Origin of the sequence: Butyrivibrio sp. CB08, from assembly GCF_003625485.1 — a bacterium.
Lineage (GTDB): Bacteria > Bacillota > Clostridia > Lachnospirales > Lachnospiraceae > Butyrivibrio.
In genome coordinates this window covers 68,882-84,899 of record NZ_RAIR01000005.1, presented here as the reverse complement: position 1 = coordinate 84,899, position 16,018 = coordinate 68,882, and the positions used below count along the sequence as shown (strand labels likewise).

Here is a 16,018-nt window from a genome sequence, read left to right as displayed (position 1 = left end):
GCATAGGAAATAAAGACAAATGAGCGATATGGACAAGAAAATCAAACAAAAGCTATCTCAGGAGAGGCGTCAGAGGGTTGAAAACAGCTCTTTTGACAAATGCTTTTTCACGCTTAAAAGCGTAGATGACAGCTCCCATGAGATGGTTGATAAGCTAAACAGAGTGCTTGGACCTACCGGGGCCGAGTTTAAGATCGTCCACAATGAGAGCCCTGAAGGGTTTTCCAGCGATACGCTGGTTGTGTCCTACAGGCCAGAGCAGGTTAAATACAGGACCAAAAGAGATGCTGGAAGACGAAAAAACTATATCTCCTACGAAGAGGAAGGTGTGACCTACAGAGCTACGGTAAACAGGGTAAGAAAGCTAATTAAGGACTACGGCGCCATGAAGGCTGCAGAGATGATAGGCATGAACAAATCCGGGATGTATAAGAGGCTTAAATCCGCTACAGAGTCAGGGATAAGCCTTCCAGCTGGGGAAAAAAACGCCCTGGGAGAAGATGATATATTGTTTTGACCACAAAAAATCGCGTTAAAAAAGAGGGCTAAAGCCCTTTTTTTAAATGTCATGAATTTGAATTGCTGATATTTACTGCATTCCTATTGCAAGACCAATAAGTCTTACTGCCAGTGCACCAAGCCATGCAATGCAGCACTGCCAAAGTACAACGCAGATAGCCCATTTTTTACCAAGTTCTCTTGAAATTGCAGCAACAGCCGCAACACAAGGGGTGTAGAGAAGGCTGAAGGTCAGCATTGATGCTGCTGAAAGAGCACCAAGGGATGCAAGACCGTCGCTAAAGAGGGTTTCCATAACGGAAACGACGCTCTCTTTTGCCATAAATCCGCTTATAAGGGATGTGACGATTCTCCAGTCACCAAGGCCTATTGGTTTCATGATAGGAGCGAATATGCCTGAAATTGTGGCAAGCATGCTGGTATGTGAGTCTGAAACAAGGTTCAGGCCAAAATCAAAGCTCTTAAGGAACCATACAACGATGGTTGCGATAAGGATGATTGAAAATGCGCGGTGCAGGAAGTCCTTTGCCTTTTCCCACAGAAGCTGAATGACGTTTCTTGGAGTGGGAACGCGGTAGTTAGGGAGCTCCATAACAAAAGGAACCGCTTCGCCCTTAAAGAGTGTGAACTTTAAGAGGTAAGCCATGATGATTCCTGTCAGTATTCCAAGAAGGTACAGACCTGTAATGATGATCCAGCTCTGCTTTGGGAAGAAAGCAGCCACAAAGAAGCCGTAAATTGGGAGCTTTGCGGTGCAGGACATAAATGGTGTTAGAAGTATCGTCATCTTACGGTCTCTCTCACTTGGAAGAGTCCTTGTGGACATAACTGCAGGAACGGTGCAGCCAAAGCCAAGGAGCATTGGTACGATGCTTCTTCCAGAAAGGCCCATGTGACGCAGGAGCTTGTCCATAACAAAGGCAACTCTTGCGATATATCCGCTATCTTCCAGCATTGACAGGAAGAAGAACAAAATGACGATGATAGGAAGGAAACTGACAACCGTGCCAACTCCTTCAAAGATGCCGTCTAAAACCAGGCTCTGAATAGCCTGAGTAACGCCGGTTTTATCCATTGTAAAGTCAACCAGCCCTTTTAGTGAATCTATGGCTGTTTCCAGAAGGCCCTGGAAAAATGGGCCAATGAGGAAGAATGTGAGATAGAAGACAAGGGCCATAATTCCCACAAACATAGGGATTGCGGTGTAGCGGCCTGTAAGGATCTTATCTATCTTCTGGCTTCTTATATGTTCTTTGCTCTCGTGGGGCTTAATGACACAGCTGTCGCATACTCTCTTGATGTAGTCAAAGCGCATGTTGGCTACAGCAGCGCTGTGGTCCAGGCCGCACTCTTTTTCCATCTGAAGTATGATGTGCTCCAAAAGCTCTTTTTCATTGGTATCAAGCTGAAGCTGGTCAGCCATTTCCTGCTCGCCCTCAAGGAGCTTGCTGGCTGCAAATTCGCAGGGGATATCCGCTGCTTTGGCGTGGTCCTCTATAAGGTGGCAGACAGCGTGGAAAGCCCTATGTACAGCGCCGCCGCGATCGTCCGGGCTACAGAAATCCTGTGGAATAGGGCGCTCCTGGTTCTTGGCAACATGGATTGCGTGACGGACAAGCTCGTCTACGCCTTCGTTCTTGGCAGCTGAGATAGGTACAACAGGTACGCCAAGCATGGCTTCCATGGTGTTAACATCTACAGTTCCGCCATTTCCGCGCATCTCATCCATCATGTTAAGGGCAACTACCATTGGAATGTTCATTCTAAGGAGCTGCATGGTCAGATAGAGGTTACGTTCTATATTTGTGGCATCGACGATGTTAATGATGCCCTTTGGTTTTTCTTTAAGGACAAAATCCCTGGATACACGCTCCTCGCTTGAATATGGAGACATGGAGTAGATACCGGGAAGGTCTGTTATCAAAGTGTCTGCGTGGTCTCTTATAACGCCGTCTTTCCTGTCTACAGTTACTCCGGGGAAATTACCTACGTGCTGATTGGAGCCTGTTAATTGGTTGAAAAGAGAAGTCTTGCCACTGTTCTGATTGCCAACAAGGGCAAAGGTAAGTGTGGTGCCCTCTGGAAGTGGATCGCCGCTTCCCTTTGGGTGGAATCTGCCTTCCTCACCAAGACCAGGGTGCTCAGTGTGCCTGACAGCATCCTTCTTTTCCTCTTTGGCTTCAACTTTTTCTATTGGCTCAATCTCGATCTGCTGTGCATCAGCAAGACGAAGGGTGAGTTCGTAGCCATGGATCCGAAGCTCCATGGGATCTCCCATAGGTGCGAGCTTTATGGTTGTGACCTCTGCGCCTGGGATAACACCCATATCAAGAAAGTGTTGACGGAGGGCTCCCTGGCCCCCAACAGTAAGAATCCGGGCTGACTGACCCGGCTTTAAAGCATCTAAGTTCATTTTTTTAATCCTCTCAGACTAAAAAATAACACATTTTTAAGCACAATAAAAGAGCCGGCGATGGGTCCGGCTCTTTCCATGCCCGATCAGGGCTTCCATTCGGTAGAAATCTTTCTACGCTTTGGAGGTTAGCTGCAGTGACGCAGGTTAACCTTCCTTATGGAGATTATTGCTAATTCCATACACCCCTCCTGATTCACAAAATACAACATCTTGTGCTTTATACATGGATTATATACTACATGTTCATAAAATGGTATTAAATAAGTATAAAATTTTATGAAAGATTAAGAGTTTTTAAATCATAAATAACGCATGATATTTTAGATAACGTGATATTATATTATAAAGGAATGGACGTTTTTTGATACATTACAGATTACAACACAAGGAGTGAAACATGGCAGGAAGAGAAGAACTTATCAATCAGCTCGCAGCCAAGATGGGTGCTGGAGATTTTGCCCAGACTAAGTACACAGATTCCAGATATGATTCACAGACTGGAACCCTTTATTGTGATGGAATCATGATCACCAAGCCTGTAATCGAGAAGGCTGAGCAGTATTTTAAGGGTCTTAAGACCAAGTGCAGCTACACAGACCCTGCGTCCAGAGAGATGGCGATGATCTATCAGGTTGCCATAGAGGGGATCAAGATGATCCGCAACAGCGGTCAGGAAACTATGAAAGAGGATCGCAGCAAGTAATCTCATACAAAAGAATAAAAAGTTTATCGTTTGGTTAATGCATTGGGGGTGCTATATGGCCAGATATGAAACGATCATTGTGAACTTTGATGAGAAGCCGGGGGAAATTCTCGTTAAGCAGCTACGGATGCTGAAAGAAAGACACAAGGGCAGGATCATAGCAATTGTGGAAGACATGTATTCCATAGCTAACGCAAGGAAGTGGTTCAATGAGCATGTTCCGGGGCTTTTCGAGGATGTGATATCCAGAGAAGGCAGGACTACAGGGAATCTGGTAAAGGATTGCTGTAAGACCTATGGTCACGACGAGACAGCGGTTTTATTTATCGGAAGCCTTAAAGAGGGAGAGGAAGCGCCTGCTTTCAAGGTTCAGAACCCCAAGGATATGCTTGAATCCTATAACAGGGCCATGGGTTTACTACAGGGTTATACCCAGCTGAGCAGGCCCATACAGTAAAGAAGGATTTCTTATGGATTTAAACAAGCAGCTTACCGAAGATATAAAGGCAATTTTCCGCGCTGCGGCAATGGATAATATCACCGAGGATCTTTATAAATCCATCTGTGATAAGCTTCATGTTGTAAAAATGTATTACGACATGGACCTGGGCGGCGAAGACAGGTATCGCAACCACAGGACTGGTGAGCTTGTGCTTGGAACAAAGGAAGTCGACAAACAGCTTATCCTGTACGATTCCGGCAAAAAAGGCGGTCTGACTAAGCAGTACAAGTATTATTTCGATGGCTATGAGTATGTTCATGCCTATATAGAGTTTGAAGAGGGTATCAAGGAGGAAGATCTTGATATCTCTATTTACGATTTCTGCGCAGATATGGTCTATATCCTTGCCAGCAGGCAGAATATGCGAAGGATGCTGGACCACGCAGAATCATCTGACGTTCTTACTGGAATTCCCAACATAGTTTATTTTAAAAAGAAATACCACAAAATGTTGCAGACCTACCGCCCGCAGGATCTTATCCTTCTCAGGATGAATCTGAGGAACTTTAAGTATGTCAATGAGGTGGCAGGTGGAAACAGTGGAGATGAAGCTATAATCCAGTATTCCAGGAAGCTTTTACAGATGGTGGAAGATGATGAATGTGTATGCCGTCTAGGAGGCGACAATTTCATCGTATATGTCCACAAAGAAAACCTTAAGAAGTTCCTTAAAAAGGTGTCTTCTGTAACTATTTCAAAGCTTAAGACTGCACCTAACAACCAGTTTGATATCACCACCTGGATCGGTGTTTCAAGCCTTGCTGATGATGAGAATAAAAACTTCCAGGAGAGACTTAACGATGCCAATGTGGCCTGCGGTATAGGAAGAAGCAGGCTTAAGCAGGACGTTGTTTTTTACGGCGACGACCTTAAAAAGATGATAATGCAGGGAAGAGACATCATAGCTGCTTTTCCTGCAGCTGTTAAGAACCACGAGTTTGAGCCATTCTTCCAGCCTAAGGTTGATATGACCACAGGTAAGCTTGTGGGATTCGAGGCACTTTGTAGATGGTTCCACGACGGGCATTTTATTTTCCCTGACCAGTTCATCCCTATTCTGGACAGAGAAGGTCTTATTCCTGACCTGGATCTTACAATCTTTGATGAGACCTGCAGAGCTATCAGAAGATGGAAAGACATGGGGTATAATCCCCCAAGAATTTCCAGTAACTTCTCAAGAAAGAACCTTTTTGTGCCAAAGATTGAGAACAAGATCCTCAAGATTTTAGAGGATAACGGACTTGGTGCTGATGATGTTGAGATAGAGATCACAGAAAGTACCAAGGATATTGAGTATGACAGACTGATACAGTTTGTTAAAAACCTCAAGGAGCATGGCCTTTTCATCTCCATCGACGATTTTGGAACAGGCTATTCGTCGTTGTCGCTCCTTCACAACATAGATGCAGATGTGATCAAGCTGGACAAGTCCTTTGTAGACATGATCACAGAAGATAAAAAGTCTGCAGTCCTCATTGAGAGCGTTATAACCATCGCTCAGAAGTTGGACATGCAGACTATAGCTGAAGGTGTTGAAACTAAAGAACAGGGTAAAGCACTTGTTGATATGGGCTGCAACTATGCGCAAGGCTACTATTACAGCAGGCCTGTAGATTATAAGGCAGCAACCGACATTATCAAGACAAACCCATTTAAGCCTATAACTGAGTAAGCTTACTCAGAAAGTGTATCTCTTCCAAGCAGATCCTTGTAAGAGATAAAGATATCTCTGAAGCCGTCTGCGTAGGAGCCCATATCATATGGGTAGAAGTAGTAGATGATACCATCTTGTTCAAAGTACATATTCATGTCGAGATGTACTGTTTCATAGGCCTGATCATATACATCCTGGGCGTTATCCGCGAAATACGGAGAAGCGCCCTTTTCTGTGCCATAACTCTCGTAGTCTTCCCTGGTCTTGGTTGCTACAAGAGTCTTATAATCTTCCTCTGATCCCTTGTAGAAGTCAGAAAGCTTAAGCTCCTGACCGGTTGTAAGGTCAAAGAGCATCTGGTCTCTTGAAGGCATTCCGTGGGCGCCTCCGCCATACCAGTATCCGCTCTTGTTGATAAAGAGATAGCGGTCTTCAATGATTCCCACTTCGTCTATCATACTTGAGTCGGTCATATCGTACTGCTGAGGGTAAGCCTTATGATCCTCGCAGTCACCACCATAATCTCCAAGCCAGCTCTCAGGCTGTTCTGCGTAGTTACTAAGGAACGCTTCTGATGCTTCCCTGATAGCGCTATTTATCTCAGCTGCCTTATCTGAGTACTTTGGATCAAGTGTAAAGATCTCAGCATAAGCCTCTGTAAGCGGGATTCCGCAGTTTTCGCAGTAGGAAGCGATTGTCTTGTATTCCGCTGTTCCATACTCGTAGGCTGAGAACGTCTGAACAAATAAGCCTGTTTCCTGCTCGTTTTCAAACTTTCCATCTACAACATCAGCATAAAGGATTTCCACTTTGCCGTCCTTAAAGTCGGTATAAAAAGCTTTTCCCTCGCCAAGGGTAAAGCCTGTAGCTATTGCTGAGTACATTTCCGTACCTGGAATTGTCTTTTTCTCAAAAAGAACTGTTGTCTCTCCGGTAGCAGCGTTGTAGCTGGTGATCTTGTCGTTATATACCTCAAACTCAAGCTTCTCTCTGTCGATGTAGTATAAAACTCCATCCTCGAAGGCAATCACGGTAGCATCTTTTCCTGCGATCTGAGTTTTTTCGCCGTTTTCCAGGTTCATGGCAAAAAGGCCTATAGTTTCGTAGCTGTCATCAAATTCGTGAAATAAAGCGTATTTGTCGTCGCCATACATGCTGGACATGTTGGTCTTAACGAAGGTGTTTTCCTTGATAGAACCGTCTGTCTTTATCAGGTAAAAAGAGTCATCGAGGCGGGCAACTATAGCTCCGTTCTTATCAAGGTAGTGGTCCAAGCAGCAGTTTCTCTCGATGTAGCTGATGTTGTAATTGCCGATCTGCTGGTAGATATCTGAGTATTTTGGGGTAGCTTCCTTGAAAGCGAGGGCGTTCTCGTCCTTCTCAAAGCACTTCACAGACCAGTTGTTGAATTCGTGATAAACAGACAGGTTCAGCTTGCCATCGTATACTTCTATGTCGTAGAAATTGTCTGTTCCCCAATAAATAACATCTGTTATCTCTTTGCTGGAGGTGTCGTAAGCCACGAGATCATAGTAGTTTTCGCCATCTTCGTATTTGTAGCCTGTGAAAAAGAGTATGCCATCGCCGTAAGCCTGATAGGTGTAGCTCTGGGCATCTCCGTTCTCCATAAGCTCTTTTGTTATAGCCTCAATATCGAACTGATCCACTAAAGAGCCGTCTGCTTTAAAGACGTATAAAGACTCTGTGCTGTATCTTTCAGGGGTTACGAGAATAAGCCCCTCGTTGGTAAATGGAGCGAGCTCACTTGTAGCTTCCTCTTTTATTTCTTCTATGCTATCTTCTGCAGATGCTGCAGGTTCTTCCTGTTTAGGCTCGTTCATGTCAGGGGGAAGTTCATTCTTTACCCCGAAAAGACCGCAGCCAGCCATGGAAAGTGCCATGACAGCTGACAGTGTCAGACATACTAGTTTCTTTTTCATAATAATCTCCTTTTTTTCCACTCATAAGTGATAGAAGAATTATAAGTTTTGAATGGGGATTTTTCAAACGATAGGTGCTATAATGCAAAAGGCTTTATTTATAGACGGGGAGAAAAGGATATGAAAACAAGGGGACAAATGAAATTTAAAACAGTTGATCTGGCATATATTGCGATCTGCACAGCACTTATGGCCATCTGCTCATGGATCAGTATTCCAACTGTGGTGCCATTTACACTTCAGACTTTTGCAGTATTTATCGTTCTTGAGCTGGTGGGCGGAAGACGCGGCACTTTAGCTATACTTACATACATTTTACTTGCATCAGTTGGAGTTCCAGTTCTTGCAGGATTTTCCGGCGGACTTGGAAGCGTCCTTGGTCTTACTGGTGGATATATCTTAGGCTTTATCTTTATTGGCCTTCTTTACTGGATGAGCGAGGCTCTTATCGGAAATATGCTTCCTATAAGGATCATCACTCTTATCGCGGGACTTCTTGTCTGCTACGCCTTTGGAACAGGCTGGTTTATGGTGGTTTACACAAGGCAGTCAGGCCCAATCAGCCTTATGACAGCCCTTGGCTGGTGCGTATTCCCATTTATCGTTCCAGACCTTGCCAAGCTTGCCCTTGCTGTGGTGCTTGGATCAAGGCTTAGAAGGGTTATTAGAATCGAGAACTAAGGGGGTAAAACCATGAGTGTACATGACTACTCAGAGGGTGGAATTCCAAAGACCATTGCAGAGCTCCAGGACTACTGCGAGAGGAATGGCTTTACTTCCAGCAAAACCAGGTTTTTTGTTGGATTTGACTACAAGGGGCCCAAGGCCTTTGGAATCTACAAAGATGAGGCTACGGGTGAGTTCGTAGTTTACAAGAACAAGGCAGACGGCACAAGAGCTGTCCGCTACAGGGGTAAGGACGAGGAGTTCGCAGTAGTTGAGCTCTACGACCGCCTTCAGGCAGAGATTGCCAACCAGAAACTCAGCTATGCTGCAGATATGGCAGAGCGTGAGAGGAACAAGTATGAGCAGAACGATGCTTACAGCAGCATCAAGAGCTTCAACATCAATGATTATCCGGTAAGATCTGGCTTTGACAGCATCTCCGATTCTTCTGGATACTCAGGTGGAAGCGGAGATTCCGGGGAAAAGAGTCCTCTCGGAGTTTTAATTGGAATCATCGCCATCATCTTATCCCTCCTATTTGGATTTGCAGGAGGCGGCGGTGGTGGAAGCTACAGCAGCTATGACCGCCATTCGGGCTATAGCAGTAGCTACGACTATAACTACGATTCTGGATGGAGTTCTGACAACTGGGATTCCGGCTACACAGACTGGGATTCAGACTGGTAAAGATTGTAATAGGAAATTGATATGAAGAATAAAAGAAATCTGGGCGTAGGGATAGTTCTAGTGGTTGCGCTGGCAGCTCTTTTCACCGGCTCTATCTACGCTGGATACAAGATGGTGACTTACTTTAACAAGGACGTAGATGACCAGTTCAGGGAAGTAGGGCAGCTTGTAGAGGATAAGGCAAAAGACTACTGCGGAATAGACTTATCCAAGGTTAAGGAAACCTTTGAGGGTCCTCCATATGTTTACAAAAAGCAGGGAACCAGAAACTACGACGGGCCAAGAATCTATGAGTCCTATGGCTATATCTATAACGACCAGGGGAAGGTGCTGACTGACTTTTACGAGAAAGACGGCTACGGTCTGTATATCTCTTTTAACGCAGACAGAAGCGAAGCTGTATTTAACATAAACGGAAAGTGCTACTGCATCAACGGAGACCTTGAATACACGCTGGTTTCTGATGAGTGCAGCGATTCCTGCATAAACTACGAAGGCGGATATATCGCCTACAACAGCGGCGCAGAGCTCAGGCTCTATGAGGTCAAAACCGGAGAAGAGACAGTTCTGGCAAGGTCGGGCTTTAACCCCTGCATTTCTCCAAATGGACAGACAGTGAGCTACTACTCTTTTTCCGGCACGAACGCACTGGTTTACGTCGGGGGAATTAATGTGAAGACCCATGCTGTAAGCTCAAGTAGCAGCGGATACTACACACCAACAGCTGTTTCCGATGACGGAAAAGTGGTTTACTACGAGCTTTCCAACGACAAGACCAGAGACGGATTCTACTGCAGCGATGACGGTGTTGAGAAAAAGATTGCTTCCGGCTACTTAAGGGGAGCGCAGTTTACAAGGGATTGCAAGCAGGCCTTTGTTTCGACCTCCAAGAATATCAGCTATTTCAGGCCTGGCATGGCAAAGGCCGAGAATCTGTCTATTTTTGGGATGCTACGAGATTTAGAGTTCTTTGGCGTAAGCGCAGGTGTTAACAGACAGATGGTCTTTGAGCCTATATATATCCTCGATACGGACTGCTTTTCAGACGTCAGCATGGTCACCACCGGGGAAAAGACCTACTGCCTTCAGGGAGATGCTATCCCTTCCGAGGTACTTCTTAGAAACGAGGGTGCTAATTCCCATGAGACCTTCACTTCAGATGGTCCGGTAAGCGTTTATCTCACAGAGGGCGAGGCTAAAAAGGTTAGGATCCTGGACGGCAAAGCCGTAAGAGAAGACTTTTTCACCTGGGAAAATGGCAAGATCAAGCAGATATTTACAAGCGATGACTTCTCAGAATGCGTCTTTATCGCCATGGAAAAGAACGAGAAGAATGATGACATTTACAACCTGTATTACTACCATGAAGGCAAGAAGCCGGTTTTCATAGCAGAAACCACTTATAGTGCCAACACGATGGTCAAATGGGACCAGTGCACTGAAAAATGGTATTACATCAGCCAGAACACCCTATACTGCGCAGACAGGCGCTTTAAGGAGAAAACCGTTGTCTGTGACAGCTGTGATCACTTTGATTTCAGGAACTACGGCGATCAGGCTATGGTTTTTGCTGATACTGATGGTAAATTGCATGTTTTGATAAATGATATGATACTGGATCTTGAATAAAATTAAAGCGCCTCGCTTCGCGAGGCGCTTGTTTTATGCAGAATATTTTTTCTTGAAGTACTTGATAAGTGGCTCGGCGGTAAGTTCCTTGCCGCAAACTTCTTTAAGAACTTCGCTGGAGATTCTTGTGGAGCCATACTGGTGGATGTTTTCGTTAAGCCACTTGGTGATCTTCCTGATATCACCGGCAGCAAGGATATCATCTACGCTACCAAGATCTCTTTCAACAGCCTCAAGGAGCATTCCGTCGTAGATGCTGCCAAGAAGGTATGAAGGGAAGTAGCCAAAGCTTCCGTCAGACCAGTGCATATCCTGAAGGACGCCCTCAGAGTCATTTCTTGGAGTGATGCCAAGAAGCTCTTCCATCTTCTTGTTCCAAACAGCAGGAAGGTCCTTAACCTCTACATTTCCCTTGAAGATCTCACGCTCGATCTCATATCTTAAGATAACGTGAAGACAATATGTCAGCTCGTCCGCTTCAGTTCTGATATAGCTCTTTTGCACGAAGTTGATCTCTTTGTAGAAGTCCTCTAAAGTTACGTTGGCAAGCTCTGGGATCATCTCAACCATCTTAGGCCAGATGGGCTTCCAGAAGTTGATGTTGCGGCCAAGGATGTTCTCAAAGAACCTTGACTGGCTCTCGTGAAGGCCCATGTAGTTAATGACTCCGCCTTCAGTTCCCTCGTACTTGTGGTCTACGTTCTGGCAAAAGATAGCGTGGCCTCCCTCGTGGATTGCGGAGAAAATAGGCTCTATGAAGTTATCTTCTTTGTAGTGGTTGGTGATCCTCACATCATCCAGATTCATGCTGGTTGTGAAAGGATGCTCAGTCTCGCCAAAAGCGATCCTTGTCATGTCCATGCCCATGTATTCAACAAGGAATCTGCAGACCTTGTCCTGAACGTGTGCTGGAACCTTGAAGGCAAACTTGCTGTGGTCAGGCTCTGGGCGGCTTGTAACCTCTTCAACCAGAGGAACAAGCTCTTTTCTCAGATCGCCAAATACGCGGTCAATTGTCTCCTGAGTCATTCCCTCTTCGAACTGGTCGATAAGGGCGTCATAAGGCTTTTTGTCAGGGTTTACGTAGCTCTGATACTTCTTAACAGCCTCGATTGTTGCGCCGAGCTCTTTTTCAAACTTGGAAAAGTCGCTCGCTCTCTTGGCTGAAGGCCATACGATGCTGGATTTGGTAACGGCCTTGACGTACTCCTCAAAAACTTCCTGAGGAAGTCTTCTCATCTTCTCAAGATCCCTCTTGTTGCGGGTAATGTCGAATTTCATTACATCGTCCAGCTTGTCGAACTCTTCTGGTTCAGCCAGCTTGCAAACAAGGTCAAAGGCCTCGTCGCTGGTTGAAAGCTTGAAGATCTCAGTCTGGAAGTAGTTGAGGGCTTCAGCAAGCTTCTCCATGCCGCCCTCAGGGGTTGTTGTCTCCTTGTCCCAGTTCATCAGTGATGCTGCGTGGCCAAGGTAGCTGATCTTTTTCTGTTTATCTTTGTATTGTTCTAATAATGTCATTTTGGCTCTCCTGTCAGTTAATCTTGCATAAGTATAACATGAATGCGCCTAAATATGCGGATTTCTGTTATAATGGATGGAAAGGTTCGAAAAACAGAAAAGAGATTAAGGAGACTATTTAAGATGGTCGTTGCACAGTACTTTGTAGAGTTCATCTTTTACAGCTTTTTAGGATGGGTATGGGAGTCAATATACTGCTCAGCCAAGGAGAAAAAGTGGGCGGACAGAGGATTTCTTTTTGGCCCTATTTGCCCAATTTATGGCTCCTGCGTGGTTGTGGCTTCCGCGGTATTCTCATCAGTTGATGTCCTGAAGTCACCAGATTTCCCTATCTGGGGAATATTTATTCTGTCCTACATAGGAAGTGCCATCGCGGAATTTGGAACCTCATGGATACTTGAGAAGCGCTTTAATGCAAGATGGTGGGATTACAGCGAGATGCCACTAAACATTCAGGGAAGGATCTGTGTCCCGGTCAGCATCGCCTTTGGCCTTGCGGGAGTAGCGGTAGTTAAGTTCCTTATCCCGGCTGTAGAGAACGTTCACACAATTGTCAGCCCAACAGTTTACGAGATTCTGGCAATCGTCCTTGCGGCTATATTTGGTGCTGATTACGCCCTTACAGAGGCAAGTCTCTCTGCACTTCTTAAGGACGTTAAGCAGATGCACGAGGAGTTCAACCAGAAGGCACAGGCAAGATACGAGAAGGTTGCTTCAGCGCCTATGGTTATTGAACAGAAGATCGCTGAGGGAAAAGAGCTTGCTGAGGAACGCCATGAACAGCTGGCAAAGGCCTATGCTGAGAGGCTTTCACTTAACCAGAAGAGAATCCTGCTTGGAATTGAGAAGTTCATGCCAAAGGCAGAGCTTCCAGCAGAGTTTAAGAATAAAAATATTTTAGTAAGTTCACTAAAAGATAAGGTAAGGGAGCTAAGAAACAACAAGAAGTAATGTTTAGGAGGAGAAGACAGGATGAGGCTTACAACAGAGCAACAGGAAATTCTTGACGGAAAAAAGGGGAAGACCTATGCCAAGATCATGGAGACGCTGGTTCGCTATGGCGAGCTCTTTGGCGCCGAGGAAATGGCAGAAGTCACTGGGGAGTACGGACATCTGGTAACCAGCTTTGGACTTAAGGTTATCGATCCCGTGTACAAGCTTATGGACGAGCTTATTGAGGCGGGAGTAGTCTCTAAGCAGAAGTTCACCATGGATCCAAGGCCACTGGATAAAAACGTGCCTTCAGGCCCTATACAGGACCTTGTATTTTACAAGTTCATGTATTCAGAGCAGGGAAGATACGAGAAACAGCTTTCAAAGCTTGGATTAAAGAGCAAGGACGGGTTCTCCTGCGCCTGCTACTTTGACGAGCAGGGAAACAGACCAAAGAAGGGCGATATCTTAAGCTGGGCAGAGTCATCTGCTGTTGTTTACGCCAACTCAGTTCTTGGCGCAAGGTGCAACAGAAACTCAGGAATCATCGAGCTCTTTGGATCCATCCTTGGATGTGTTCCAAAGTTTGGCCTTCTTACTGACGAGGGAAGAAAGGCTACATGGAAGGTAGAAGTTAAGACAACTAAGCTCCCTCCAGCACAGGTTCTGGGCTCCGCTATTGGAATGAAGGTAATGGAGGATGTTCCATACGTATACGGCCTTTCAGAGTACCTTGGAACAGAGCTTACACCAAGCGTATGCGACTACCTTAAGAACTTTGGCGCTGCCACAGCATCAAACGGTGCTGTAGGCCTTTATCATATCGATAAGCTGACACCTGAAGCTGCTGAGCTTGGAGAGAGCCTTATCGCAGATAACGCCAGGACCTATGTTATCGACGACGCTGAGATCCAGCGTGTAATAGACAGCTATCCGATCATCTGGAAAAACGCTGATGCCAAGCCAAAGATGTGCTTTATCGGATGCCCACATCTGTCCAAGAACGAGCTTATCGGATGGATCGATGACATCTATGAAGGCGTTAAGGCTGCAGGCAGAAAGACAACCACAGTGCCCACTGTCCTTACAGCAGCACCTGGAGTGCTTGAGGCAATTAAGGGAACAAGAGAAGAGAGCATGGCAGAAGAGATCAAGCTGACACTTAGCTACATCTGCCCACTTATGTACTGCGACAATCCGCTGGTACACTCGGTTCCAATAATTACCAACTCCAACAAGCTAAGGACTTACACATCTTGCCGCTTCTATGAGGACGACAAGATCTTATCCATGATCACAGGACAGGGGAGGAATTGAACATGAAAGAGTTTAAAGGAAGAGTCGTTATTCCCGGACAGTGCAGCGCTACAGCACTGGTTTCCCACGGCGGTTTTAATACACTTGCAAGTTATCAGACAAGCTTTCTGACAGGGGACAAAAAAGCTACCTGCTCAGACCAGAACAATCCGGATATCTACAAAAAGCCCATGGCTGGAGTGGCTCTTTGCCTTCCACAGACCATCGGCTCCACAACTGGCGGAATGATCCTGTTTACAGCTGCGGACTACGGAAGACAGCCTGCGTGCATGTTATTTGCCAATCCTATTGATTCTATCGGGGCTGCAGGAGTTCTTTTGTCAGATATATGGACAGACGCCAAGATGCCAACAATTGACAGCCTTGGGGAAGAGTTCCTTGAGTACGTCAAGACAGGCATGAAGATCAACGTCAAGGACGACGGCATCGTAGAAATCGAAGATTAAGCCTATGGAATATCAAGTAAACATGAACGGCATTGATGTAAATGCCAGATATAGCGAGGATTCGGTAAAAGAGCTGTTTTTGCCGCTACTTGAAAGGCTCACCCGCATGCAGCGGGAAAAGAAAGGCCGGCTCCTTGTGTTTCTTGCTGCGCCTCCAGGGGCTGGAAAGAGCACTCTTTGCAGTTTCCTTCAAAAGCTCTCCGAGGAACATGAGGAATTTGCTGATGTCCAGGCTATCGGAATGGACGGATTCCACAGAAGGCAGGAGTACCTCACAAGCCACACCACAATAAGGGATGGAAAAGAGATCCTGATGGTTGAAATTAAAGGCGCTCCCGTGACCTTTGACCTTGAGCTTTTAAGGAATAGAATAACAGATGTTCTTGAAAAAACTCAGGTGGGGTGGCCAGGATACGACAGGCATCTACACAATCCGGTAGAGGATGCAGTGACTGTAAATAAGGATATTGTGCTCCTTGAAGGCAACTACCTTCTTCTTGATGAGGATGGTTGGAGAGATTTATCAAGGCTTGCGGATTACACTATCTTTATTAAGGCAGATGAGGATAAGCTCAGGACCCGTCTCATAGACAGAAAAGAAAAAAGTGGCAACTCCTTAGAAGTTGCCACCAGATTTGTTGATTACAGCGATATGGCCAACGTTAAACTGTGCCTTGAAAAGTCCAAGAAGGCAGATCTTACGCTGGTTTTAGAGGACGACGATCAGTATCATGTCTAATTCTTTTCAGCTTCCTGCATGAGCCGGCTCACCTCATCATCAGACATGCCAAGGGCCCAGGCCAGGGCATAGATGTTGTGGGCGTGCTCATCTACGGCGAATTTTGGGCAGGTTAGAAAGGCCCTAATCTCGCTATTTAGTTTCTCTCTGATCTCTGCTTCGGTTCTCATCACATATATTTTATCACAATTTCGAACATTGTTCTTAACAGGCTTCCGGGCACAATAAAATGTGTCCGGATTATTTTTTTGTGCCCATATCTTGTAGTTGAAAATTAGAACAGACGTTCGTATAATAAAGACAAACAAACGTTTGGTTTTTGCCGCGGAAGCTTCTAAGGACTGGGATG

General features: G+C 45.5%; 14 protein-coding genes. 11 read left to right on the top strand and 3 right to left on the bottom strand.

Annotated elements, in window-relative coordinates:
• The first annotated feature begins 19 nt into the window (after nt 1-19).
• Nucleotides 20-517, top strand: coding sequence for a hypothetical protein (locus D6855_RS10045; protein WP_120740604.1), 498 nt, complete (start codon nt 20-22; stop codon nt 515-517).
• A 72-nt stretch (nt 518-589) separates the two neighbouring features.
• Here D6855_RS10045 and feoB read toward each other — a convergent pair whose 3' ends face one another.
• The gene (gene feoB, locus D6855_RS10040) at nt 590-2,932 is read right to left on the bottom strand and encodes a ferrous iron transport protein B (protein WP_120740602.1); all 2,343 of its coding nucleotides are present in this window, start codon (nt 2,930-2,932) and stop codon (nt 590-592) included.
• Nucleotides 2,933-3,332: 400 nt separating this feature from the next.
• On the opposite strand from feoB, the gene D6855_RS10035 reads away from it, so the two are divergent.
• Genes D6855_RS10035 through D6855_RS10025 form a run of 3 tightly spaced genes read left to right on the top strand, consistent with a single transcriptional unit; the run spans nt 3,333 to nt 5,812 of the window.
• Entirely contained in the window at nt 3,333-3,638 is a 306-nt protein-coding gene (locus D6855_RS10035; protein WP_120740600.1) for a hypothetical protein, read from the top strand.
• A gap of 55 nt (nt 3,639-3,693) precedes the next feature.
• A complete protein-coding gene (locus tag D6855_RS10030; RefSeq protein ID WP_120740598.1) occupies nt 3,694-4,095 on the top strand; it encodes a hypothetical protein in 402 nt (133 codons plus the stop codon).
• 13 nt (nt 4,096-4,108) lie between these two features.
• Entirely contained in the window at nt 4,109-5,812 is a 1,704-nt protein-coding gene (locus D6855_RS10025) for a putative bifunctional diguanylate cyclase/phosphodiesterase (RefSeq protein ID WP_120740596.1), read from the top strand.
• Nucleotides 5,813-5,814: 2 nt separating this feature from the next.
• Here D6855_RS10025 and D6855_RS10020 read toward each other — a convergent pair whose 3' ends face one another.
• The gene (locus D6855_RS10020) at nt 5,815-7,734 is read right to left on the bottom strand and encodes an RsiV family protein (RefSeq protein ID WP_120740594.1); all 1,920 of its coding nucleotides are present in this window, start codon (nt 7,732-7,734) and stop codon (nt 5,815-5,817) included.
• Between the two features lie 138 nt (nt 7,735-7,872).
• Here D6855_RS10020 and D6855_RS10015 point away from each other — a divergent pair, with 138 nt between their 5' ends.
• Genes D6855_RS10015 through D6855_RS10005 form a run of 3 tightly spaced genes read left to right on the top strand, consistent with a single transcriptional unit; the run spans nt 7,873 to nt 10,716 of the window.
• Entirely contained in the window at nt 7,873-8,415 is a 543-nt protein-coding gene (locus tag D6855_RS10015) for a biotin transporter BioY (RefSeq protein ID WP_243111859.1), read from the top strand.
• 12 nt (nt 8,416-8,427) lie between these two features.
• The gene (locus D6855_RS10010; protein WP_120740590.1) at nt 8,428-9,087 is read left to right on the top strand and encodes a hypothetical protein; all 660 of its coding nucleotides are present in this window, start codon (nt 8,428-8,430) and stop codon (nt 9,085-9,087) included.
• Nucleotides 9,088-9,108: 21 nt separating this feature from the next.
• Nucleotides 9,109-10,716 carry a TolB family protein gene (locus D6855_RS10005; protein ID WP_120740588.1) on the top strand — a complete coding sequence of 536 codons (1,608 nt, stop codon included), beginning with the start codon at nt 9,109-9,111 and terminating at the stop codon, nt 10,714-10,716.
• A 33-nt stretch (nt 10,717-10,749) separates the two neighbouring features.
• Here the strand turns inward: D6855_RS10005 and D6855_RS10000 are convergent, their stop codons facing one another.
• A complete protein-coding gene (locus D6855_RS10000) occupies nt 10,750-12,234 on the bottom strand; it encodes a carboxypeptidase M32 (RefSeq protein ID WP_120740586.1) in 1,485 nt (494 codons plus the stop codon).
• Nucleotides 12,235-12,357: 123 nt separating this feature from the next.
• Here D6855_RS10000 and D6855_RS09995 point away from each other — a divergent pair, with 123 nt between their 5' ends.
• The 4 genes from D6855_RS09995 to D6855_RS09980 are packed head-to-tail and all read left to right on the top strand — an operon-like array spanning nt 12,358 to nt 15,669.
• Nucleotides 12,358-13,185, top strand: a complete 828-nt coding sequence (locus tag D6855_RS09995) for a putative ABC transporter permease (protein WP_120740584.1) — start codon at nt 12,358-12,360, stop codon at nt 13,183-13,185.
• Between the two features lie 21 nt (nt 13,186-13,206).
• On the top strand, nt 13,207-14,484 hold the full coding sequence (locus D6855_RS09990) for an aconitase X (protein WP_120740582.1): 1,278 nt from the start codon (nt 13,207-13,209) through the stop codon (nt 14,482-14,484).
• A 2-nt stretch (nt 14,485-14,486) separates the two neighbouring features.
• Nucleotides 14,487-14,930, top strand: a complete 444-nt coding sequence (locus tag D6855_RS09985; RefSeq protein ID WP_120740580.1) for an aconitase X swivel domain-containing protein — start codon at nt 14,487-14,489, stop codon at nt 14,928-14,930.
• Nucleotides 14,931-14,934: 4 nt separating this feature from the next.
• Nucleotides 14,935-15,669: a nucleoside/nucleotide kinase family protein gene (locus D6855_RS09980; RefSeq protein WP_120740578.1), complete on the top strand. Its 735-nt coding sequence runs from the start codon at nt 14,935-14,937 to the stop codon at nt 15,667-15,669.
• Nucleotides 15,670-16,018 lie beyond the last annotated feature (349 nt).